The sequence below is a fragment of the Aeromonas sp. TW 6 genome, from assembly GCF_013168745.1.
Lineage (GTDB): Bacteria > Pseudomonadota > Gammaproteobacteria > Enterobacterales > Aeromonadaceae > Aeromonas > Aeromonas caviae.
In genome coordinates, this window is record NZ_JABERS010000014.1 from 63,222 (window position 1) to 83,792 (window position 20,571).

The following is a 20,571-nucleotide window of genomic DNA, read 5'->3' on the forward strand; positions in this document are numbered from 1 at the left end:
GGGCCCGTGCGCCCCGTTGCCGAGACCGTCCATCCCTATGACCGACGCCATTCTGGTGCTCTGCACCTGCCCCGACGAGACCAGTGCAGACCGCCTCTGCGAGCAACTGCTCGACCAGCGCCTCGCCGCCTGCATCAACCAGCTGCCCGGGGTCACCTCCGTCTATCGCTGGCAGGGCAAGACGGAACGAACCCGGGAGATCCAGCTCGTCATCAAGAGTCGGGCCGCTCTGTTCGAACCCCTGCGCCAGTGCATTCTCGCCCACCATCCCTACGAGGTACCGGAGATCCTGGCGCTCCCGGCAAGCCAGGGCCACCCTGCCTATCTCGACTGGTTGACACAGGAGACCTCATGACCGCCTCTCGCCCCCTCTCCTTCCTGCTGATACTGCTGGGCCTGCTCTGCGTCCTGACGACGGCCCCCGCCCGGGCCAGCAGCCAGGATCTGCTCGGCAGCCTCGGCATCGAGACCCAGCCCAGATTCCTCAAGGTGGATCAGGCCTTCGCCCTCGAGAGCGAACAACAGGGTGATCGGCTGCTGCTCCGGATACGCATCGCCGACGGCTACTACCTCTATCGCCACAGTATCCGTGTGAAGGGAGAGAACCTCGCCTTCGACGAGCCCGTCCTGCCCCCCGGCACCGAGCACGAGGATGACTTCTTCGGCAAGAGCCGGGTCTATTACCAGGAGGTGCAGATCCCCGTGGCACTGACCCGGGTCGGGGACGCGGCCAGCCTCACTCTGAGTTACCAGGGCTGTACCGAGGGACTCTGCTACCCACCGACCGACAAGCGGATCGCCGTCGAGCCCCTCGCCGCCCCCGCCCGGGCGGAAGCGCCGGCCAGCCTTCAGGGCACCGACGTGCCGGGCAGCCAGCAGGACAGGCTGGCGGCCGCCCTCGGCAGCCAGGGGTTCTGGATCAGCGTCGCCGCCTTCTTCGCCCTGGGTCTCGGCCTCGCCTTCACCCCCTGCGTCTTCCCCATGTATCCCATCCTGACCGGGATCATCGCCGGGGCCGGGCATCGCCTCTCCACCCGTCGCGCCTTCCTGCTCTCCTTTGTCTATGTGCAGGGGATGGCGGTCACCTATACCCTGCTCGGGCTCGTCGTCGCCTCGGCGGGCCTGCAATTCCAGGCGGCCCTTCAGCACCCCTATGTGCTCATCGGCCTCTCGGTGATGTTCGTGCTGCTCGCCCTCTCCATGTTCGGGCTCTACACCCTGCAACTGCCGAGCAGCCTGCAAACCCGTCTCTCGGGCTTCTCCAACCGCCAGCAGGGCGGATCCGTGGCCGGCGTTGCCATCATGGGCATGATCTCGGGACTGGTCTGCTCCCCCTGCACCACGGCGCCGCTCTCCGGGGCCCTTATCTACGTGGCCCAGAGTGGCGACCTCTGGCTCGGCGGTGCGGCCCTCTATGCCCTCTCCCTGGGCATGGGGCTGCCGCTGCTCTTGCTCGGCACCTCTGGCGGCAAGCTGCTGCCCAGGGCCGGCGCCTGGATGGATGTGATCAAGCAACTCTTTGGTTTTGCGCTGCTGGCGGTACCCATCCTGCTGCTCTCAAGGCTCCTGAGCGATCAGGTGGCCACCCTGCTCTGGCTCGGCTGGGGGCTGGTGCTGTGCGGTTATCTCTATCACCACAACCAGCATCGCGCCCATTCGGTGGGCAAGAGCCTCGGCGGCTTCGTCCTGCTGCTGGCGATGATGGGTCTGGTGGTGGTGGGCAAGGATCTGCTGCTGCCACCCGAGGGGGCCAATGCCGCCGCCCAGACCCAGGCCCCCCGCTTCATTCGCATCAAGACCCTGGACGATCTCAAGGTGCAGCTTGCCGCCGCCCGCGGCAAGCCGGTGCTGCTGGATCTCTACGCCGACTGGTGCGTGGCCTGCAAGGAGTTCGAGCACAAGACCTTCAGCGACCCCGATGTGCAGGCGCGCTTCAGCGAGATGGTGCTGCTGCAGGCGGACGTCACCGCCAACGACGACGCCGACGTGGATCTGCTCAACGGCCTCAACGTGCTGGGATTGCCGACCCTCATCTTCTTCGATCGCGATGGCAACGAGGTGAACGGCCAGCGGGTGACCGGCTTCATGGGGCCTGTCGAATTTCTCGGCCAGCTGGACAAGCTGCCCTGATACCGGGTGGCCCGTGCAACCGTGTGGGCCCCCGGTTTGACCGCCATTTTTCCGGCAATCCCTTGTATATGACCGACGCCGTGGCAATATTTGCGCTTTCCCGTCTCGTTCGTCCGGAGTTTTGATGAAAAAGTGGTTCATCCCCCTGCTGGCCCTCTGGCTTTATGGCTGCAACGCAGGTCCCGGTGAAGAGACCATCCAGAGCCAGGTCACCGCCAGGTTGCAGGCGGGCACGGATGCTGACCTGTTCGACATCAGCGACTTCGCCGTGCTCGGCAAGGAGGAGCGGATGGAGGGGGTCTATCTGGTCAAGGTGAGCTACCAGCTCCACTTCAAGCAGGGACTGGATCAGTTGCAGGTGCTGCACGACGAGGATCTCGTCTATGACAGGGTCGGCCCCTTCCAGCAGGAGATGGGGCTGATGGAGCTCGAGCGCAAATATGGCGACTTCGAGGCAGGCCAGGCCCTGGCGCAGGAGACCCAGGTCTGGATGATGAAGACGGAGCAGGGCTGGCGCCTGGCCGAGCCAGACGCGACCCAGCAGGGATAATCCCGAGCCCCCCTCCCCTTAGAGCAGATCCTTCAGCCGATACCAGAGCATCCCGAGCGCCAGCAACGGAGAGCGCAACGCCGGGCCACCCGGGAAGGTCATGTGAGGGACGCGGCTGAAGAGATCGAAGCCCCGGCTCTCCCCCTTGATCGCCTCCGCCACCAGCTTGCCCGCCATGTGGGTGGCATTGAGGCCATGGCCCGAATAGGCCTGGGCATAGAAGACGTTGGGATGCTGCTCGAGGCGGCCTATCTGGGGCAGCCGGTTGGCGCCTATGCCTATCATGCCCCCCCACTGGAACTCGATGGCGGTACCCGCGAGCTCGGGGAAGACCCGCAGCAGCTTGGGCAGCATGAAGGCCTTGATATCGCGGGGGTCACGGCCCGAATAGTTGCAGGCCCCGCCAAACAGCAGGCGACCGTCCGCCGACAGCCGATAGTAGTCGAGCGCCACGTTCTGATCGCACACCGCCATGTTCTGTGGCAGCAAGCGTTGGCGCAGGCGCTTCTCCAGCACCTGGGTGGCGAGAATGTAGGAGCCCGCCGGCAGCACCTTGCCCCCGAGATCGGGCTGGAGGTCGCCCAGGTAAGCGTTGCAGCCGATCACCAGGTAGTCCGCGCTGACCCGGCCGTGGGCCGTGGTCACCTCGACCCGCTCGCCGTAATCGATGTGGATCACCCTTGAGTGTTCGAACAGGGAGACCCCGAGACTGGCTGCCGCACGCGCTTCGCCGAGGGCAAGGTTGAGAGGATGCAGGTGACCGGAGCCCATGTCGATCATCCCGCCGATATAGCGATCCGACCCGACCACGGTGTGCATCTCCTCCCGCGCCACCATTTTCAGTGCGTGCCGATAACCCAGGCTCGCCAGGTGCTCGACATCCTCCTCGAACCCCTTCAGGTGACGCGCCTTGGTGGCGAGATCGCAATAGCCCCAGGTGAGATCGCACTCGATATTGAAACGCTCGACCCGCTCGCGCACCAGCTGCACCGCTTCGATCCCCATCAGATCCAGCTCCCGCACGCCCACCTCGCCAATCCAGCGGGCGAACTGGCTGGTATCGTGGCCGATGCCGCGGATCAGCTGGCCGCCGTTGCGCCCCGACGCTCCCCAGCCGATACGGTTGGCCTCCAGCAACACCACCTTGTAACCGGCATCGGCCAGGTTGATGGCGGTGTTGAGGCCGGTGAAACCGCCACCAATGACGCAGACGTCCGCATCCAGCTCACCACTGAGCTCGGGCCACTGCCGATGGTCGTTGCGAGTGGCCGCGTAATAGGAGGCCGTGTGTTCCTGATGTCCCTGTCTTCCTGTCTGCATGCTCAGCATCCTGCCTGGTTGCATTCGTTTACTAAATTAAACGGGTGTCATCGATAATACCCAGCCCCCCATCCCCAATCCAGCCCGTCAGGATCACAGAAATGCAAAAGGCGCCCCGAAGGGCGCCTTTTCATGCAATCAAGGTGCTGCGAATTACAGTACGTCGATGGCATTCAGGTCGGAGAAGGCCTTCTCCAGACGCGCGATCATGGAAGTCTGACCGGCACGCAGCCATACGCGCGGATCGTAGAACTTCTTGTTCGGCTTGTCGGCACCTTCTGGGTTGCCCAGCTGGCCTTGCAGGTAGGCTTCGTTGGACTTGTAGAAGTTCAGCACGCCTTCCCAGGTCGCCCACTGGGTGTCGGTGTCGATGTTCATCTTCACCACGCCGTAGGAGATGGATTCGCGGATCTCTTCCAGGGTAGAGCCGGAGCCACCGTGGAACACGAAGTCCAGGGACTTGGCAGGCAGACCGAACTTCTCGGAGACGTACTTCTGGGAGTTGTCCAGGATCTTCGGAGTCAGCTTGACGTTACCCGGCTTGTACACACCGTGCACGTTGCCGAAGGAGGCAGCGATGGTGAAGCGCGGGCTGATCTTGGACAGACGCTCGTAGGCGTAGGCCACGTCTTCCGGCTGGGTGTACAGGGAGGATTGGTCCAGGTGGCTGTTGTCCACGCCGTCTTCTTCACCGCCGGTGCAGCCCAGTTCCAGCTCCAGAGTCATGTTCATCTTGGCCATGCGGGTCAGGTACTCGCAGCAGATGTCGATGTTCTCTTCCAGAGACTCTTCGGACAGATCCAGCATGTGGGAGGAGAACAGCGGCTTGCCGGTTTCGGCAAAGTGCTTCTCGCCCGCGTCCAGCAGACCGTCGATCCACGGCAGCAGCTTCTTGGCGGCGTGGTCGGTGTGCAGGATCACCGGCACACCGTAGGCTTCGGCAACGGAGTGCACGTGCTTGGCACCGGAGATGGCACCCAGGATGGCAGCTTGCTGGCCTTCCAGCTTCAGACCCTTGCCGGCGGTGAACACGGCACCACCGTTGGAGAACTGTACGATAACCGGGGCTTTGACCTTGGCAGCAGCTTCCAGCACGGCGTTCACGGAGTCGGTACCGACGCAGTTGACGGCCGGCAGAGCGAAGCCGTTTTCCTTGGCGATGGCGAACACTTTCTGAACGTCATCACCAGTGATCACGCCGGGTTTTACGAAGTCGAAAATTTTCTTAGACATGTTTAATCGTCCTGTCTCGTATGCCGTTAATAAAAAGTGGGGGGTTCATCATGAACCGGCACAGCGGCCACATGATAAACGAAACGGGAGGCTTTTGCCCCCCGTCCCGGGTCAATTAGGCTTTGGCGCGCTCTTCGAGAATCGCGACAGCCGGCAGTACCTTGCCTTCTACGAACTCCAGGAAGGCGCCGCCGCCGGTGGAGATGTAGGAGACCTTGTCGGCGATGCCGAACTTGTCGATGGCAGCCAGGGTGTCACCACCGCCAGCGATGGAGAAGGCCGGGGAAGCGGCGATGGCTTCGGCGATCACCTTGGTGCCTTCAGCGAACTGGTCGAACTCGAACACGCCGACCGGGCCGTTCCACAGGATGGTCTTGGCGTTCATGATGATGTCGGCTAGGGCCTTGGCGGAATCCGGACCGATGTCGAAGATCATGTCGCCGTCAGTCACGTCGGACACGGACTTGATGGTGGCCGGGGTGGATTCGGAGAATTCGCTACCCACAACCACGTCGGTGGTCACCGGGATGTTGGTTTCGGCAGCCAGTTTCTTGGCGGTGTCGATCAGGTCGTGCTCGCACAGGGACTTGCCGACGTTGTGACCGGCAGCAGCGATGAAGGTGTTGGCGATGCCACCACCGACCACCAGCTGGTCAGCGATCTTGGAGAGGGATTCCAGCACGGTCAGCTTGGTGGATACCTTGGAGCCGCCAACGATGGCAACCATGGGGCGCTCGGGCTTGAGCATGGCTTTGCCCAGGGCTTCCAGTTCACCGGCCAGCAGGGGGCCTGCACAGGCAACCGGCGCGAACTGGGCCACACCGTAGGTAGAACCTTCGGCGCGGTGAGCAGTACCGAACGCATCCATTACAAAGACGTCACACAGGGCGGCGTATTTTTTGGCCAGATCGATGGTGTTCTTCTTCTCGCCTTTGTTGAAGCGGCAGTTTTCCAGCACAACCAGCTCACCGGCGGCGACGTCTACGCCATCCAGGTAGTCTTTGGCCAGACGAACCGGGCAGGACAGTGCGTCTTTCAGATAGTTGACAACCGGAGCCAGGGAGAATTCTTCGTTGTATTCACCCTCGGTCGGACGACCCAGGTGGGAGGTGATCATCAGCTTGGCGCCCTTTTCCAGAGCCAGCTTGATGGTCGGCAGAGTCGCAACGATACGTGCATCGGAAGTGACCTTGCCGTCTTTTACCGGCACGTTCAGGTCAGCACGGATCAGAACGCGTTTGCCCGCCAGATCCAGGTCGGTCATCTTGATAACAGACATATTCAGTCCTCTATATATTTTCAGGTAATGTTAAAAAAACAGTAACCTTGCGCCCGGTGCAGACTCTCAGCCTGCGGCCATCATGGCCCGGGTGGTATCCAGCATGCGGTTGGCGAAGCCCCATTCGTTATCGCACCACATCAACATCTTGACGAGGTTGGCATCGCTGACCCGGGTCTGGGTACCATCAATGATGCAGGAGTGTGCATCATGATTAAAGTCTACGGAGACCAGTGGCTCTTCCGTGTAGTCCAGAATACCGTGTAATGTACCTCTGGATGCCCGTTGCAGGGCTTGATTTACGTCACTAACTGTCACTTTTTTACGAACAGTAATGCTCAGATCCATGGCGGTTACATTGATGGTCGGTACCCGTACCGCGATCGCCTCGAACTTGCCGGCAAAGTGGGGAAGGATACGTTCCAACCCCTTTGCCAGCTTGGTGTCCACCGGGATGATGGACTGGCTGGCTGCCCGGGTTCTGCGCAAGTCGCCGTGGTAGGCATCGATGACTTGCTGGTCATGCATGGCCGAATGAATTGTCGTAATAGTACCACAATTTATCTCGAATTCTCGATGCAATGTTTCGATCACCGGCACCACGCAGTTGGTGGTGCAGGAGGCGTTCGACACGATCCGCTCCCGCCCCGTCAGTACCTGGTGATTGACCCCGTAGACGATGGTGGCGTCCACGTCCGCGTCCGCCGGATGGGAGAAGAGCACCTTGCCCGCTCCCGCCCCCAGATGCAGCTCGGCATCGGCCCGGGAGCCGAACACCCCGGTGCAGTCCAGCACCACGTCCACCCCCAGCGCCCGCCACGGCAAGTTCGACGGATCCCGCTCGGCAAACAGGGCGATGAGATCCTCCCCCACCTGCATGCTGTTGCCCGCCAGTTGTACCGGATAGCGGAACCGGCCGTGGCTGGTGTCAAAGCGGGTCAGGTGCACCATGGCCTCGGGGGCCGCCAGCTCGTTGATGGCCACTATCTTGATGGTCTTGTCGCGGCCGCTCTCGTAGAGGGCCCGCAGCACGTTGCGGCCGATGCGGCCATAGCCGTTGATGGCAATCTTGATCATGGAAACGTTGTGTCCTTAGCTGCGACAAAGGGATGGGAGGAAGGGGCGACTCACGAGAGCAGTGCCTCGCGAAAGACGCCGCGGGCCAGCAGTGCGGCACCGAATACCCCGGCGCTGTCCCCCAGAGCCGGCGCTACCATGGGGGTGGCGAAGCGGGGGTTGAACAGGAAGGGCAATACCGTTTCGCGCCCGGCGCGATAGAGGCTCTGCACATTGCCCACGCCGCCACCGATGACGATGACGTCCGGATCGAGAATATTGATCACGTTGGCGAGGGCCTGGCCGAACAGCAGGTGCAACCTGTCCATGGTGAGCCTGGCGACATGATCATGGGCACTGGCCGCAGCAATCTGGGCGAGCGAGAGACGGCGTTTGGTCCTGGCCTCGTACCAGGCCTCCAGCGCCGGGCCGCTGATGAGGGTTTCGACGCAGCCGCGCTTGCCGCAGTAGCACTCTGGCCCCTCCGGCAACAGGACGTTGTGCCCCCACTCCCCGGCGATGCCGTGGTGACCGTTGAGGATCTGGCCGTTGATGACGATGCCGGCCCCGACTCCGGTGCCCATGATGATGCCGAACACCACGCGTGCAGAGGAATGATGCTGGCGCACCGCCCCCAGATGGGTTTCCGCCAGGGCGAAACAGTTGGCGTCGTTGGCGATGAGCACGGGGACGCCCAGCCTGCGCTCCAGATCTTCCTTGAGCGGCTTGCCGTTGAACTCGGTGGTGTTGCTGTTTTTCAGCAGCCCGGTCTGGGGGTCCCGGGCCCCCGGCGTCCCCATGCCGATGAGTGCAGGACGCTGACCGAGTTTGGCGGCACACTCGTCCACCAGTTTGGCGATCTGGCCCAGCATGTGCTGGTAGCCGCCGTGCCGTTCAGTAGGAATGCGGTGGCGCAGCAACACCTCGTCGCCATCGAGCACCACGCACTCGCACTTGGTCCCGCCAAGGTCGATGCCCCAATCCCACGCCCGCTTCTCCATCCAGCCTCCTGCCCCTCAACGACCCCATCCCGGCCACGACTGCCAACATGGGGGTGCAGTGTAACCCGAGCCGCGACCAGGATGCAGCCCCCTGTGTCACGGACAGCAAAACGGGGCCCGCAGGCCCCGTTCATCACGCTGTTTGCCGCCCTCAGCGACCGTGGTACCGGGCGGAGAGTTCATGCACCGCGTTGACGAACACGCCGGCATGTTCCGGGTCCACATCCTGATGGATGCCGTGGCCCAGGTTGAAGACATGACCGTTGCCATGACCGAAACCGGCCAGAATGGTGGCGACCTCTTCGCGGATCCGCTCCGGGGTGGCGTAGAGCATGGAGGGGTCCATGTTGCCTTGCAGCGCCACCTTGTCGCCGACCCGGCGTTTGGCGTCCGCAATGTCGGTGGTCCAGTCCAGCCCCAGGGCATCACAGCCGGTGGCGGCGATCTGCTCCAGCCACTGGCCGCCGTTCTTGGTGAACAGGGTGACCGGCACACGGCGGCCCTCATGTTCACGGATCAGGCCATCGACGATCTTGTGCATGTACTGCAGGGAGAAGTCGCGGTAATCCCGCGGGGTGAGCACGCCGCCCCAGGTGTCGAATACCATGACCGCCTGCGCACCCGCCCTGATCTGGGCGTTGAGGTAGGCAATCACGCTGTCGGCCAGCTTGTCGAGCAGCAGATGCAGGGTCTGCGGCTCTGCATACATCATCTTCTTGATCTTGGTGAACGCCTTGGAGCTGCCCCCCTCCACCATGTAGGTGGCTAGGGTCCAGGGGCTGCCGGAGAAGCCGATGAGCGGCACGTCGCCCTTGAGCTCGCGGCGGATGGTGCGCACCGCATTCATCACGTAGCCGAGCTCGTCTTCCGGATCCGGGATGGGCAGGGCCTTCACGTCGGCCATGGAGGTGATCGGGCGCTCGAAGCGCGGGCCTTCCCCCTGTTCGAAGTAGAGGCCCAGCCCCATGGCATCGGGCACGGTCAGGATGTCGGAGAAGAGGATGGCGGCATCGAGTGGATAGCGGCGCAGGGGCTGCAAGGTGACTTCACAGGCCAGCTCGGCGTTGCGACACAGGGACATGAAATCCCCCGCAACGGCGCGGGTCGCCTTGTATTCCGGCAGATAACGGCCAGCCTGACGCATCATCCATACCGGGGTCATGTCCACTTCCTGGCGCAGCAGGGCACGCAGGTATCGATCGTTTTTCAGCTCTTTCATCCCAGTTCCTGAGTCATGTCACGCATAAAATGGCGGACATGATACCACTTTGTGCAAGGCTGAGGGCGACCCTGACGCCGCACATCGCCGCAGGAGTGCAAAGATGTGAGGGGGCGCATACAAGCGCCCCCGTTTTCCCTCAACGCGCCTCGGCGAGGCACTGTTCGATGAGCCGGCGCGCTATGGTGCCATGAGGGGGCAAGCGCGGCAGCCGGTCAGCCTCAAAGAAGCCTGCCGCCACCAGTTCGTCATCCTGCACCCGGATCTCGCCGCTCTCGTAGTCGGCGGTGAAGCCCATCATCAGGCTGTGGGGGAAGGGCCAGGGCTGGCTCGCCACGTAACGCACATTGCGCACCCGGATGCCGCTCTCCTCGAACACCTCCCGCGCCACGCACTGCTCCAGATTCTCCCCTGCCTCCACGAAGCCGGCCAGCACGGTATACATGGGATCATCCGCCTGATAGTGACGGCGGTGGGCTGCCAGCAAGATGGCCGGCCCCTTGCGCACCGCGACGATGATGCAGGGGGAGATGCGCGGATAGACGACATGGCCGTGATGACACCCCTGGGCCCACTCCCCTTCCCTCGGGGTCATGGGGGCGCCGCACTCACCGCAGAAACGATGGGTACGGCGAAAAGTGGCAAGCTGCCAGGCCCGCCCTGCGAGGCGAAAGCCCTCTTCGTCCCCCGCCACCATGAGCTGGCGCAGCGGGGCCATGGCCCCGGTCTCCGCCTCGCCCCCCAGATCCAGCAGATGGCAAGGCAGGCCGTCCCACTCGTCGAAGCGCTCGAAAGGGGCGGTGTGCAGATGGGTGGGCAAAACGGCGCGGGGCCCTTGTGGAATGCGCCCCTGTTCATCCAGCAGGACGAGGTGATCGCCCCCCAGCACGAACCAGAAGGCCTGTTCAGTTGATGACATATGATGAAGGCTCTTGTTGAGAATGCGCGCGGCACAGGATCGGTTGCCTCATCTTACGAGCGGGAAGGGCCGATGGCGACCCCCGACATGGCCCTCTTCTCGCCAGACACACCATGAAAAAAGGCCGCCTCTGGCGACCTTTCATTCTGTTGACCGCCCGGGCGATCAGTTCATCCAGCGCTCGCTGCTCTTGCGACGGCGCGGGAGCATGGGCAGGAGGATCCCGAGCAGGATGCCGCCCCCCACCATGGCACCACCGCGGATGAACCAGTCCATCTGCATGTCGTGCTCACGGTTGTCATAGCTCTGGGTCAGGGCGTCGTTCTGTTCCTTGAGGCTGCTCATCTCGGCGCTCTGGCTGTCCAGACGGGCTTTGAGGCTGGCGATCTCCTTGCTCTGCTCGGCGATCTTGCCATCCTTCTCGGCGAAGCGTTTCTCGTTGTCGCCATTGAGGTTCAGCAGGCGGGCCTTGGCTTCGTCCAGCTCTTTCTGAACCTGGGGAAGGCGTTCACGCAGGCTGATCTCCCCCTGCAGCTCGCTGTTCTTGATCCAGCCCTCGCGGCCACGACCGTCCACCACCTGGGTGAATCCGGCCTCCTGGTTTACCGCCTTGACCTCCAGCGGCTCACCGGCCTTGACGCTGCCGAGGATCCGGTACTGGGTACCCGGACCGTTGTGGATATAGGTAAAGATGTTGTCTGAAACATAGCGGGTATCGGCCAGTGCCTGTTGGGCACACAAGCAGATCAGGATCCCGAGAAGGGCGCGCATGGTCGATCGATTCTCTTCGTTGGATTAGGTTGCAGGCCGAATGTTAAGCCGCCTGCGGGTCAAAGGACAAGCAAAGAAAAGCGCCATCTCCCCGAGTGAGAGCTGTCTCGCAGCGCCGCCGGTTTGCCACGCGACCATTCCAGACGTCGTACCTACTTCTGTTTCAGCGCCTGCACCTCGGCGCGCAGGGCCTTGAGCTCTTTGAGCAGTTGCGCCTGCTGCTCGCTCTGCTGGCGTCGCCACACCGCGGTGTCATCGTTGGTCTTGCCGGGATGGACGAACAGGCTGGCCATGAAGCCGCTGAGGGCGCCAAACAACCCCACTCCAAAGAGGATCAGCAGGCTGGCGACGAAGCGCCCCTCCTCCGTCTTGGGCACCAGATCCCCGTACCCCACGGTAGAGAGGGTCACCAGCGTCCACCAGAAGGCATCGTAAGGAGTCTGGATCTGGCTGCCGGGTTGCCCCGTTTCCAGCCAGTACATGACGCCGGAGCCGACCCCCAGCAACAGGAAGAAGAGGAAGAGAATGCCGGAGAGGGTGGTTTCGTTGCGTTCACGACGGAACATGGCCAGCAGATCCGGTCTGTCCCGGAGCAACTGGTAGACCCGCCACAGCTGGATGAGCCGCGCCCAACGTAGTTGTTCCACCATGGGCAGGCTGCCGGGCAGATAGAACCAGTTGCTCTTGAAGAAGGCCATCCTGTCGGAGGCGCGCGCCCAGCCATAGGCGAAGTGAGCGAGGAAGAAGTAGCAGATCAGACTGTCGACATCATAAAAGAGCTGCAAAGTCTGGGGGCTCAGTTCACCGTGCCCCAGCCAGCGAGCAGCCACCAGGCAAACCGAAATCACGGAGAGAAACCCCATCAGCAGATCCATGGTACGCAAATGAGTTAAGTGATGTCGCATACATTTTCCAACTTTAAGCACGGTGCAAATTAATAAAAAGGAAGATAATGCCGATAGCTATGACGGCAAAGGAATAATGGACGTTGAAAGGAGAAAAATTATGCAGTTGAACCCGCTGGAGAGGCGCATGAGCAACATCCGACTGGTGCCCAAGGTGGTGCTGCTCATGGTGTTCAGCACCCTGCTGCTGCTGGCCAAACTCTGGTTCGATGCCAGCAACCTGGAAGCGACCCTGCTCAGCGAGGGCATTGATGCCGCCATGGCCAACACCATCGCCGATCGCCTGCTCTGGACCGGGCTGGTGGAGACGGCGCTCATGGGGGTCGTCTTCGTGGTGCTGCTGCTCACCGGCTCCCGCCTCATGGTCAAGCAGGTCCACTACCTGGTGGGGCTGCTGGAGCGTTTCGCCAACAAGGATCTCAGCCACAGCGTGCTGCTCAAGTCCCGGGACGAGTTCGGCGACATCGCCAAGGCGGTGGCCCACTCCCAGGAGAACCTCAAGGAGGTGTTCGGGACCCAGCGTGCCGCCTGCAAGGAGCTCAACGAGATCGCCTCCCAGGTGACTCTCTGCATGGATGAGGCGAACGAGGCCATCAACGAGGAGTTCACCCAGATTGAGCAGCTTGCCAGCGCCATGAGCCAGATGGTCGGTGCCATTCGAGAAGTGGCCAACCACGCGGAGCAGGCGTCCCACGCCACCGCCGAAACCAGCCAGCTGGCCGAGGAGGGCAGCCGCTGCGTGGCGGCTACCGTCAACACCATCGACACTCTCTCCGGCAACATCCAGCGCTCCTCCACCGTGGTCAACGAAGTGGAGCACGGAGTCGATCGCATCGGATCCGTGGTGGACACCATCCGCAGCATCTCCGAGCAGACCAACCTGCTGGCCCTGAACGCCGCCATCGAGGCCGCCCGCGCCGGTGAGGCAGGTCGCGGTTTTGCCGTGGTCGCCTCCGAGGTGCGCGAACTCGCGAACCGTGCCCAGGCGGCCACCGTCGAGATCCAGAAGATGATCGAGCAGCTTCAGGGCAACGCCCGCCAGGCCGTCGGCCTGATGGCCGAGAGCGTGCAGCAGGCGGACAAGGGGGTGGAGCAGGTGACCCAGGCAGGTACCCAGCTCGACACCATAGTGCAGCGGGTGCAGGGAGTGGCCGACATGAACCGCCAGATCGCCGCCGCCTCCGAGCAGCAGAGCTCGGTGGCCGAGGAGATGAATGCCAACCTGGAGCAGGTCAAACAGGTGGTGGAAGGCTCCGTCGTGGTGCTGCGGGAGCTGAAAGATGCCTCCGAACTGGTGGAACACCACAGCCAGACGCTGGACAGCCATATCCAGGCCTTCAAGCTGGCCTGATGCTGGCGCCCATCGTCAAACCTTCAGGCTGGCCTGAGGTCGTGATTTGAGTACACTGGAAGGCCCCCTTAGGGGCCTTTCTTTTTTCATCACGGCAAGGAGCCAGGATGCAGACTACAGAACGTGCGCTTGAGATAAGCGACGACAAGGGGCGCCTCGACGTCCCGCTCATTCACCGTTTCCTCAGTGAAGAGGCCTACTGGTGCCTCGGCATTCCCCTCGCCACCCTGCAGCGGGCCATCAACCACTCCCTGTGCTTCGGAGCCTATCTCGACGGCCAGCAGGTCGCCTTCGCCCGGGTCATCACCGACAAGGCCACCTTCGGTTATCTCGCCGACGTCTTCGTGCTGCCCGAACATCGCGGGCGCGGTCACAGCAAGGCCCTGGTGGCAGCGATCCTCGCCCACCCGGAGCTGCAAGGGCTGCGCCGTCTCTCCCTCGCCACCTCCGATGCCCACGGCCTCTACGCCGGTTTCGGTTTTGTGCCGCCGAGAAGCCCCGGCAGCCTGATGGAAATCTACGACCCCGAGATCTACCGACGTCCCTGAGCCCGGCCGATCGCCAGATCCGTCGCCGGATCACCTTCCGGGCAGCGGCGCTGTGACGCCAGCGCCCGGGAGTGCTAGATTGGCAGCCAGCTTTTCACTCTCCCTGCAGACTCGTCAACCACAAGGATGGCAACCGTGGCCCAGCACTCTCCCTCTTTCTCCGCCTTCTCTCCCTTGTTGCAGGAGCAGGCCCTGCGCCACTGGCAGCGGCTGCTCGCCCTGGCGCCCCAGTATGACGCCCTGCCCGAGCCCACCCGCCAGACCCTGCTGACCCTGCTCGGCCTCTCCGACTTTGTCGCCGACTCCCTCATCAAGCAGCCGGGGCTGCTGGCCGAGACCCTGGCATCGGACGCACTGACCCGGGCCGAGCGCTGGCCCGCCTATGAACCTGAGCTCGCAGCCCTGCTCGCCGAGGTCGCGGACGAGGAGGCGCTCAAGCGCATCCTGCGCCAGTTCCGCCGCAGCCGCATGCTGGTGATCGCCTGGCGCGAGCTGCTCGGGGAGTCAGAGGTCGAAGAGAGCTTCATCCATCTCACCAAGCTGGCGGATGCCCTCATCAGTGGTGCCCGCGACTGGCTCTACGCCAAACAGTGCAGCGAGCTGGGCACCCCCATGGACGGCGATGGTAACCCCCAGCCGCTGCTCATCCTCGGGATGGGCAAGCTCGGCGGCGGCGAGCTCAACTTCTCCTCGGACATCGACCTTATCTTCACCTTCCCCGAGAACGGCTACACCGTTGGCGGTCGGCGAGAGCTCGCCAACCAGCAGTTCTTCATCAAGCTGGGGCAGCGTCTCATCAACGCCCTCCACCAGCCCACCCAGGATGGTCAGGTGTTCCGGGTCGACATGCGGCTGCGCCCCTTTGGCGATGCGGGGCCGCTCGCCATCTCCTTCGCCGCCATGGAGGACTACTACCAGCATCACGGCCGCAACTGGGAACGCTACGCCATGGTCAAGGCGCGGGTGCTGGGCCCCCAATGCGAACACGCCATGGCCCTGACCGAACTGCTGCGCCCCTTCGTGTTCCGCCGCTATATCGACTTCGGCGTCATCGACGGCCTGCGCCAGATGAAGGCGATGATCGCCGCCGAGGTGCGCCGCAAGGGACTGGAGGGCAACATCAAGCTGGGGGCCGGGGGCATTCGCGAGGTGGAGTTCATCGCCCAGGCGCTGCAACTCATCCGTGGCGGGCGCGAGCCCGCCCTGCGGGTACGCCACCTGCCCGAGGCGCTGGCCGCCATCGCCCAGGGGGGTGCCCTGGAGGGGAGCCAGTGCGAACGCCTGCTCACCGCCTATCGCTTCCTGCGCCGGGTGGAAAACATCTTGCAGGAGATCGGCGATCAGCAGACCCAGACTCTGCCCACCGAGGATCGGGATCGCCAGCGGCTCATCGCCACCCTCGGCTTTACCGACTGGGACGCCTTCATGGCCCACCTCGATGAGGAGATGGCCGCCGTCCATCAGGAGTTCGTCGCCGTGGTGGGGGAAGAGAAGGAGGCCCCCGCCCACCTGGAACAGCTCTGGCTCGATCTCTGGCGCACCGAGCTTGATGCCGCCGAGCTGGAAAAACTGCTGACCACGCAGGGAGTGGTGGAGCCCGCCCCCCTCTGCGCCGCCCTGCTGCGTTTCAAGGAGGAGTACAAGCGCCGTCAGGTAGGGCCCCAGGGGCGCATCGCCCTGGACTGGCTGATGCCGGAGCTGCTGCGGCTGGTGGTGGCGAGCCGCGAGCCCGCCCGCCTGTTCGAGCGGGTCTGCACCCTGCTGACCCGCATCTTCACCCGCAGCGCCTATCTGCAACTGCTGGCGGAAAACCCCGCCGCCCTGCGCCAGCTGGTGCGCCTGTGTGACGAGAGCAACCTGGTGAGCGAGCAGCTGGCCCGCTACCCCATCCTGCTGGACGAGCTACTGGATCCCCAGCACCTCTACCACCCCACCCCGCTGGATCAGTACAAGCCCCAGCTGCGCCAGTTCCTGCTGCGCATCCCCGAGGAGGACGTGGAGCAGCAGATGGAGGCGCTGCGCCAGTTCAAGCAGGTGCAGCTGCTGCGCATCGTCGCCGCCGACATCGCCGGCGCCCTGCCGCTGATGAAGGTGAGCGACCACCTCACCTGGCTGGCGGAGGCGATCACCGAGGAGGTGGTCAATCAGGCGTGGGCCCAGATGAGCGAACGCTACGGGGTGCCGCCCGAGGTGGCGGTGAGCGGCCAGCGCGGCTTTGCGGTGGTGGCCTACGGCAAGCTGGGGGGCATCGAACTCGGCTACGGCTCGGATCTCGATCTGGTGTTCCTGCACGGCGGCGACCCCAACAGTTACACCGATGGCCGCAAGCCCATCGACAGCCGCCAGTTCTACCTGCGCCTGGCCCAGCGGATCCTGCATCTGTTCAGCACCCGCACTCCGTCCGGCATCCTCTACGAGATCGACATGCGGCTGCGCCCCTCCGGCGACTCAGGCCTGCTGGTCTCATCGCTGTCGGCCTATGAGCAGTACCAGCAGCAGGAAGCCTGGACCTGGGAGCATCAGGCCCTGGTGCGAGCCCGTCCCATCTATGGCGATGATACCGTGGTCGCCGAATTTGCCCGCATCCGCCGCGACGTGCTGGCCAAGGAGCGGGATCTGCCCACCCTGGCCCGCGAAGTGCGGGAGATGCGCCAGAAGATGCGGGATCACCTGCTCAAGGCGGGAGAGGGAGAGTTCGATCTCAAGCAGTCCCCCGGCGGCATGGTAGACATCGAGTTCATCGCCCAGTACCTGGTGCTGGCCCATGCCTGCGGTGAGCCGGACGCCCTCACCCGCTGGTCAGACAATGTGCGCATCTTCGATGAGTGCGTGATGGCGGGGGTACTCACACTGGAGCAGGCGGAGGGGCTCAAGCAGGCCTATCTGGAGATCCGCAACCTCGGCCATCGCCTCAATCTCTCGGAGATCTCCCGCAAGGTGGGGGACGATCAGTTGCCGCGAGAGCGGGGCCATGTGCTGGCGGTCTGGCAACAGCTGCTGGGAGAATAAGCAGAAGGGGCGCCATGGCGCCCCTTCTCGTTGACGAAAGGCTTGTTGAAGATGACCTAGCGCCCGCCCGCCACATCAATAAAGGTGCCGGTGGCATAGGAGGCCTCGTCCGACAGCAGCCAGGCGATGGCGGCCGCTACCTCACGGGGTTCGCCGCCCCGTTGCAGCGGAATGGCCCCCTTGATCCTGTCCACCCGGCCGGGCTCGCCGCCGTCGGCATGCATGTCGGTGTAGATGAAACCCGGACGCACCCCGTTGACCCGGATCCCCTGGGCCGCCAGCTCCAGCGACAAGCCTTTGGTCAGCACGTCGACGGCCCCCTTGGCGGCGGCATAATCCACGTACTCCCCGGGGGAGCCCAGCCGGGCGGCGGCGGAAGAGACATTGACGATGGCGCCCCCCGCCGTCATGCGGCGCACCGCCTCGCGGCAGCAGAGAAAGCAGCTGGTGACATTGGTGGTCAGGGTCTGGTTGATGCGCTCGGCACTCATCTCCAGCACCCGCATCTGGGGCTGCAACCTGCCGGCGTTGTTCACCAGATGAGTGACGGGGCCGAGCCGCGCGTCCATCTCCTCGAACAGGCGCACCACCTCGGCCTCTACGCTGACATCGGCCTGCACCGCGATGCACTCGACCGGATGGGTGGCCAGGATCTCGGCCACCACCGCCTCGGCGGACGCCCTGTCCTGACGATAGTTGAGACAGAGATGGTAACCCTGCGCCGCCAGATAGCGGGCTGTCGCGGCCCCGATACCTCTGCCGCCGCCGGTGATCAGCACCCGTTTGTTCATGAACCCTCCTGGTTCCCGGTTTCGATGACTGCTTCGCATAGTACCTCATGTTGGCGACCACACCTCGTCCCGTGACGCCCGGCACCACAGCAAAGAGCCCGCACGGGGCGGGCTCTTGATGGCAACAAGGGGAAGTTGGCTATTTGAACAGGCCCTTGAGCAGCTGGTCCGCCACCCCCTTCACCCCTTCGTTGTCGGCCTTGTCACCCAGCAGCTTCTTGAGACCGCGCTCGGCCTCCTTGCGGGCCTTCTCCTCCAGCACCTTGTTGTTGCTGAGCAGTGCCTTCACGTCGAGCTTGTAGCTCGGCGCCTGCCAGTGGCCGCCGATGCGCACCGGTATGGTGATGTCCTTGAGCTCATCCACCGTCTTGCCCCCCTGCCCCTTGCTGCTCTCCACCACGGAGGTGAGGAACAGGAAGTCGAGGGTCTCCGGCACCAGGGTGGTCTGGCCCTGCCCCTTCACCCGCAGGGCGGGGGCAAAGAGCTGGATGTCGTCGCTCCTGGCAATCCCGTTGGCAATCTGGAAGCTGGCGGTGAGGGCGCTGAAGTCGGTCTTGCGCACCTCCTTCACCTGATCCGCCCCCTTGCCGGTCAGGGTGGCCCGCGCCTCGCGGATCATCTCTGCCAAGTTGATGCCGTGCAGGGCGCCATCGCTCAACTTGAGGTTCACCTTGCCCTGCATCCGGCTGCGCAGCGCCTGCTCGGAGAGGCCTGAGCCCTGCGCCTCGACCTCCAGATCCCCCTTGCCTTCCAGCAGGTCGGTCTGGGCCAGGGTCTGCAGCAGGGGCCGCACATCGACCCCCTGCACCCGCTTGTGCACCTGATAGCGGGCCGGCTGCTGACGGGCATCGAGCACGCCGCTGGCGGTCACCTGGCCGCCGGCCACCCCGGCACTGAACTGCTTGAGGGTGAGCTGACCACCCGCCAGGGCCAGTTGCAGATCGACGGCGCTGAGATCCAGCCCCTTGAGGCGCAGGCGGCCCAGTTGCAGGCGGCCAGACAGGTCCACCGCCTTGAGGGCGGTCAGATCAGGCTCTACCGTGGAGAGCGCCCTGTTGGCGGGCGCCGCAGCCTGATCCTTTGCTCCGGCCGGTGCAGCCGCCCCCGACGTGGCCGCAGCGGACGCCGTCCTGGCTGGCTGACCCAGCCAACTGTCCAGGTCGAGCTTGTCCCCCTTGAGGTCAAAGTCCACTTTGGGAACGGCCCCCAGACGAACGGCGCCGTTGCCGCTCAGCAGAGCATCATCCACCCCCATCACCAGGTTGCTGAAGGTGACGGCCTGCTTGTCCAGCTCGGCGCGGGCAAAGCCCGCCAACTTCACCTGCATCTGCGGACGCGGCAGGGCATCGCCGCTCAGCTTGGCGGCCAGCACGGCATCCGATATCTCCAGCAGCTGCCGGTTTTCATCGAGCCGCGCCTTGAGGGTCCCCTCCAGCGTACCGGCCAGGGTCGGCTTGTTCGCTGCCCCCTGTGCCCCTTGCAGACTGAGGGTGAGGCTGCTCCACTGCCCCAGTGCCAGCCGATCGGCCTTGAGGGAGAAGGCATCCAGCCGCTGGGTCGGTTCGCTCAGGCTCCCCGCCAGTGCGACATCTTTCAGCTCGCTGCGGCTGGCATCGGACGCCAGCTTAAGCTGGGCCGACCCCTTGAGATCAAACGCCAGCTCACCCTGGGCCCCCTTGGCGGCCAGAGTCACCGGTACCCACTCCCCCGGGGTCAACTGCCCCAGATCGAAATCCAGCCTGTCGAGCCGGGAGACGGTACCGCTACGGTCGTCCCGCACCAGGGCGCTGGCATCCACCAGCGCGATGCCTTGCAGGCTGATCTGCCAGGGCTGCTTGTCACTGGCGGCTGGGGGCGTCGTTGCGGCAGGCTCGGAGGTCGTCGCCTCCCCCTTCGGCTCGGCGGAGGCCTTGAGCAGGTCACTCAGGTTGGAGCTGCCGTCAGCCTTGGTCTGGATAAAGAGATGGGCGCCGCTCAGGGTCACCTTGCCGATCTCAAGCCGGTGGGAGAGCAGCGGCAGCAAGCCTACCGAGGCCTCACCCTGCTCGAATCGCACCAGGTCGGGTTCGGCGAAACCGGCGGGGTTGCGCAGCGCCACCTTCTCGAGGGAGAGGCCGAGGCTCGGCCAGAAACGCCAGCCGATATCCCCTTGTATCACCAGCTCGCGGCCGGTGCTCTTGCGCACTTGTTCCGCCAGCTGGGGCTTGAACTGGTTGGGATCGATGAGGGACACCAGGGCGGCGATGGCCACCACGGCCGCCAGCGCCAACCCCAGCAGGATGTAGATGATCTTCTTCACGATGGACTCCTTGAATGCGGATCTTGTGGCTGACTATACCACCGGGGGGATGACAGATGGGGCCTGTCTGCCAAAACGGGCCAGTGGCGAGACAGGGATGGTCGCAGCTAGTGCTGCCAGCGCAGCTCTTCCAACACGCGGCAATAAAAAGGGCCCCGCAGGGCCCTGATGATAGTGGATGGCTGGCGCC

Annotated in this window: 17 protein-coding genes; 6 read left to right on the top strand and 11 right to left on the bottom strand. The window is 63.9% G+C overall.

Going from position 1 to position 20,571, the window contains the following annotated elements; translation table 11 throughout:
• Nucleotides 1-37 precede the first annotated feature (37 nt).
• The 3 genes from cutA (at nt 38) to HKD46_RS09195 (ending at nt 2,680) form a co-directional block, all read left to right on the top strand.
• The gene (gene cutA, locus HKD46_RS09185; RefSeq protein ID WP_010675653.1) at nt 38-355 is read left to right on the top strand and encodes a divalent-cation tolerance protein CutA; all 318 of its coding nucleotides are present in this window, start codon (nt 38-40) and stop codon (nt 353-355) included.
• On the top strand, nt 352-2,130 hold the full coding sequence (locus HKD46_RS09190; protein WP_171865325.1) for a protein-disulfide reductase DsbD: 1,779 nt from the start codon (nt 352-354) through the stop codon (nt 2,128-2,130). The genes cutA and HKD46_RS09190 overlap by 4 nt, the downstream gene beginning before the upstream one ends.
• A 124-nt stretch (nt 2,131-2,254) precedes the next feature.
• Nucleotides 2,255-2,680 carry a hypothetical protein gene (locus HKD46_RS09195; protein ID WP_171865327.1) on the top strand — a complete coding sequence of 142 codons (426 nt, stop codon included), beginning with the start codon at nt 2,255-2,257 and terminating at the stop codon, nt 2,678-2,680.
• A gap of 18 nt (nt 2,681-2,698) precedes the next feature.
• Here HKD46_RS09195 and HKD46_RS09200 read toward each other — a convergent pair whose 3' ends face one another.
• From HKD46_RS09200 to HKD46_RS09240, 9 genes are all read right to left on the bottom strand, one after another.
• Nucleotides 2,699-4,000: an FAD-binding oxidoreductase gene (locus tag HKD46_RS09200; RefSeq protein WP_171865328.1), complete on the bottom strand. Its 1,302-nt coding sequence runs from the start codon at nt 3,998-4,000 to the stop codon at nt 2,699-2,701.
• A gap of 153 nt (nt 4,001-4,153) precedes the next feature.
• Nucleotides 4,154-5,233, bottom strand: coding sequence for a class II fructose-bisphosphate aldolase (gene fbaA / locus HKD46_RS09205; RefSeq protein WP_161470279.1), 1,080 nt, complete (start codon nt 5,231-5,233; stop codon nt 4,154-4,156).
• A 115-nt stretch (nt 5,234-5,348) separates the two neighbouring features.
• The gene (locus HKD46_RS09210) at nt 5,349-6,512 is read right to left on the bottom strand and encodes a phosphoglycerate kinase (RefSeq protein ID WP_010675659.1); all 1,164 of its coding nucleotides are present in this window, start codon (nt 6,510-6,512) and stop codon (nt 5,349-5,351) included.
• Nucleotides 6,513-6,578: 66 nt separating this feature from the next.
• Nucleotides 6,579-7,589 carry an erythrose-4-phosphate dehydrogenase gene (gene epd / locus HKD46_RS09215; RefSeq protein WP_041211676.1) on the bottom strand — a complete coding sequence of 337 codons (1,011 nt, stop codon included), beginning with the start codon at nt 7,587-7,589 and terminating at the stop codon, nt 6,579-6,581.
• 50 nt (nt 7,590-7,639) lie between these two features.
• On the bottom strand, nt 7,640-8,569 hold the full coding sequence (locus tag HKD46_RS09220; protein WP_161470280.1) for an ROK family protein: 930 nt from the start codon (nt 8,567-8,569) through the stop codon (nt 7,640-7,642).
• Between the two features lie 151 nt (nt 8,570-8,720).
• Nucleotides 8,721-9,788, bottom strand: coding sequence for a uroporphyrinogen decarboxylase (gene hemE / locus HKD46_RS09225; protein ID WP_161470281.1), 1,068 nt, complete (start codon nt 9,786-9,788; stop codon nt 8,721-8,723).
• Between the two features lie 139 nt (nt 9,789-9,927).
• The gene (gene nudC, locus HKD46_RS09230; protein ID WP_161470282.1) at nt 9,928-10,707 is read right to left on the bottom strand and encodes an NAD(+) diphosphatase; all 780 of its coding nucleotides are present in this window, start codon (nt 10,705-10,707) and stop codon (nt 9,928-9,930) included.
• A 165-nt stretch (nt 10,708-10,872) separates the two neighbouring features.
• Nucleotides 10,873-11,478 carry a TIGR04211 family SH3 domain-containing protein gene (locus HKD46_RS09235; protein ID WP_010675664.1) on the bottom strand — a complete coding sequence of 202 codons (606 nt, stop codon included), beginning with the start codon at nt 11,476-11,478 and terminating at the stop codon, nt 10,873-10,875.
• 152 nt (nt 11,479-11,630) lie between these two features.
• The gene (locus HKD46_RS09240; protein WP_029314808.1) at nt 11,631-12,383 is read right to left on the bottom strand and encodes a potassium channel family protein; all 753 of its coding nucleotides are present in this window, start codon (nt 12,381-12,383) and stop codon (nt 11,631-11,633) included.
• 100 nt (nt 12,384-12,483) lie between these two features.
• Here HKD46_RS09240 and HKD46_RS09245 point away from each other — a divergent pair, with 100 nt between their 5' ends.
• The 3 genes from HKD46_RS09245 (at nt 12,484) to glnE (ending at nt 17,291) form a co-directional block, all read left to right on the top strand.
• Nucleotides 12,484-13,734 carry a methyl-accepting chemotaxis protein gene (locus HKD46_RS09245; RefSeq protein ID WP_010675666.1) on the top strand — a complete coding sequence of 417 codons (1,251 nt, stop codon included), beginning with the start codon at nt 12,484-12,486 and terminating at the stop codon, nt 13,732-13,734.
• Nucleotides 13,735-13,841: 107 nt separating this feature from the next.
• A complete protein-coding gene (locus tag HKD46_RS09250; protein ID WP_010675667.1) occupies nt 13,842-14,282 on the top strand; it encodes a GNAT family N-acetyltransferase in 441 nt (146 codons plus the stop codon).
• Nucleotides 14,283-14,417: 135 nt separating this feature from the next.
• Complete coding sequence (gene glnE, locus HKD46_RS09255; RefSeq protein ID WP_311698358.1) at nt 14,418-17,291, top strand: bifunctional [glutamate--ammonia ligase]-adenylyl-L-tyrosine phosphorylase/[glutamate--ammonia-ligase] adenylyltransferase; 2,874 nt, start codon at nt 14,418-14,420, stop codon at nt 17,289-17,291.
• Nucleotides 17,292-17,347: 56 nt separating this feature from the next.
• On the opposite strand, the gene HKD46_RS09260 is transcribed toward glnE, so the two are convergent.
• Both HKD46_RS09260 and HKD46_RS09265 read right to left on the bottom strand, forming a co-directional pair.
• On the bottom strand, nt 17,348-18,082 hold the full coding sequence (locus HKD46_RS09260; protein ID WP_171865330.1) for an SDR family oxidoreductase: 735 nt from the start codon (nt 18,080-18,082) through the stop codon (nt 17,348-17,350).
• 139 nt (nt 18,083-18,221) lie between these two features.
• On the bottom strand, nt 18,222-20,381 hold the full coding sequence (locus HKD46_RS09265; RefSeq protein ID WP_171865331.1) for an AsmA family protein: 2,160 nt from the start codon (nt 20,379-20,381) through the stop codon (nt 18,222-18,224).
• Nucleotides 20,382-20,571: the final 190 nt, after the last annotated feature.

Bases quoted from the DNA above. Each gene is read 5' to 3' on its own strand.
- HKD46_RS09240 (WP_029314808.1), bottom strand. From the start codon at position 12,383: ATGCGACATCACTTAACTCATTTGCGTACCATGGATCTGCTGATGGGG.
- nudC (WP_161470282.1), bottom strand. From the start codon at position 10,707: ATGTCATCAACTGAACAGGCCTTCTGGTTCGTGCTGGGGGGCGATCAC.
- HKD46_RS09210 (WP_010675659.1), bottom strand. From the start codon at position 6,512: ATGTCTGTTATCAAGATGACCGACCTGGATCTGGCGGGCAAACGCGTT.
- HKD46_RS09190 (WP_171865325.1), top strand. From the start codon at position 352: ATGACCGCCTCTCGCCCCCTCTCCTTCCTGCTGATACTGCTGGGCCTG.
- fbaA (WP_161470279.1), bottom strand. From the start codon at position 5,233: ATGTCTAAGAAAATTTTCGACTTCGTAAAACCCGGCGTGATCACTGGT.
- hemE (WP_161470281.1), bottom strand. From the start codon at position 9,788: ATGAAAGAGCTGAAAAACGATCGATACCTGCGTGCCCTGCTGCGCCAG.
- HKD46_RS09200 (WP_171865328.1), bottom strand. From the start codon at position 4,000: ATGCAGACAGGAAGACAGGGACATCAGGAACACACGGCCTCCTATTAC.
- HKD46_RS09250 (WP_010675667.1), top strand. From the start codon at position 13,842: ATGCAGACTACAGAACGTGCGCTTGAGATAAGCGACGACAAGGGGCGC.
- epd (WP_041211676.1), bottom strand. From the start codon at position 7,589: ATGATCAAGATTGCCATCAACGGCTATGGCCGCATCGGCCGCAACGTG.
- HKD46_RS09260 (WP_171865330.1), bottom strand. From the start codon at position 18,082: ATGAACAAACGGGTGCTGATCACCGGCGGCGGCAGAGGTATCGGGGCC.
- HKD46_RS09245 (WP_010675666.1), top strand. From the start codon at position 12,484: ATGCAGTTGAACCCGCTGGAGAGGCGCATGAGCAACATCCGACTGGTG.
- HKD46_RS09235 (WP_010675664.1), bottom strand. From the start codon at position 11,478: ATGCGCGCCCTTCTCGGGATCCTGATCTGCTTGTGTGCCCAACAGGCA.
- HKD46_RS09220 (WP_161470280.1), bottom strand. From the start codon at position 8,569: ATGGAGAAGCGGGCGTGGGATTGGGGCATCGACCTTGGCGGGACCAAG.
- HKD46_RS09195 (WP_171865327.1), top strand. From the start codon at position 2,255: ATGAAAAAGTGGTTCATCCCCCTGCTGGCCCTCTGGCTTTATGGCTGC.
- cutA (WP_010675653.1), top strand. From the start codon at position 38: ATGACCGACGCCATTCTGGTGCTCTGCACCTGCCCCGACGAGACCAGT.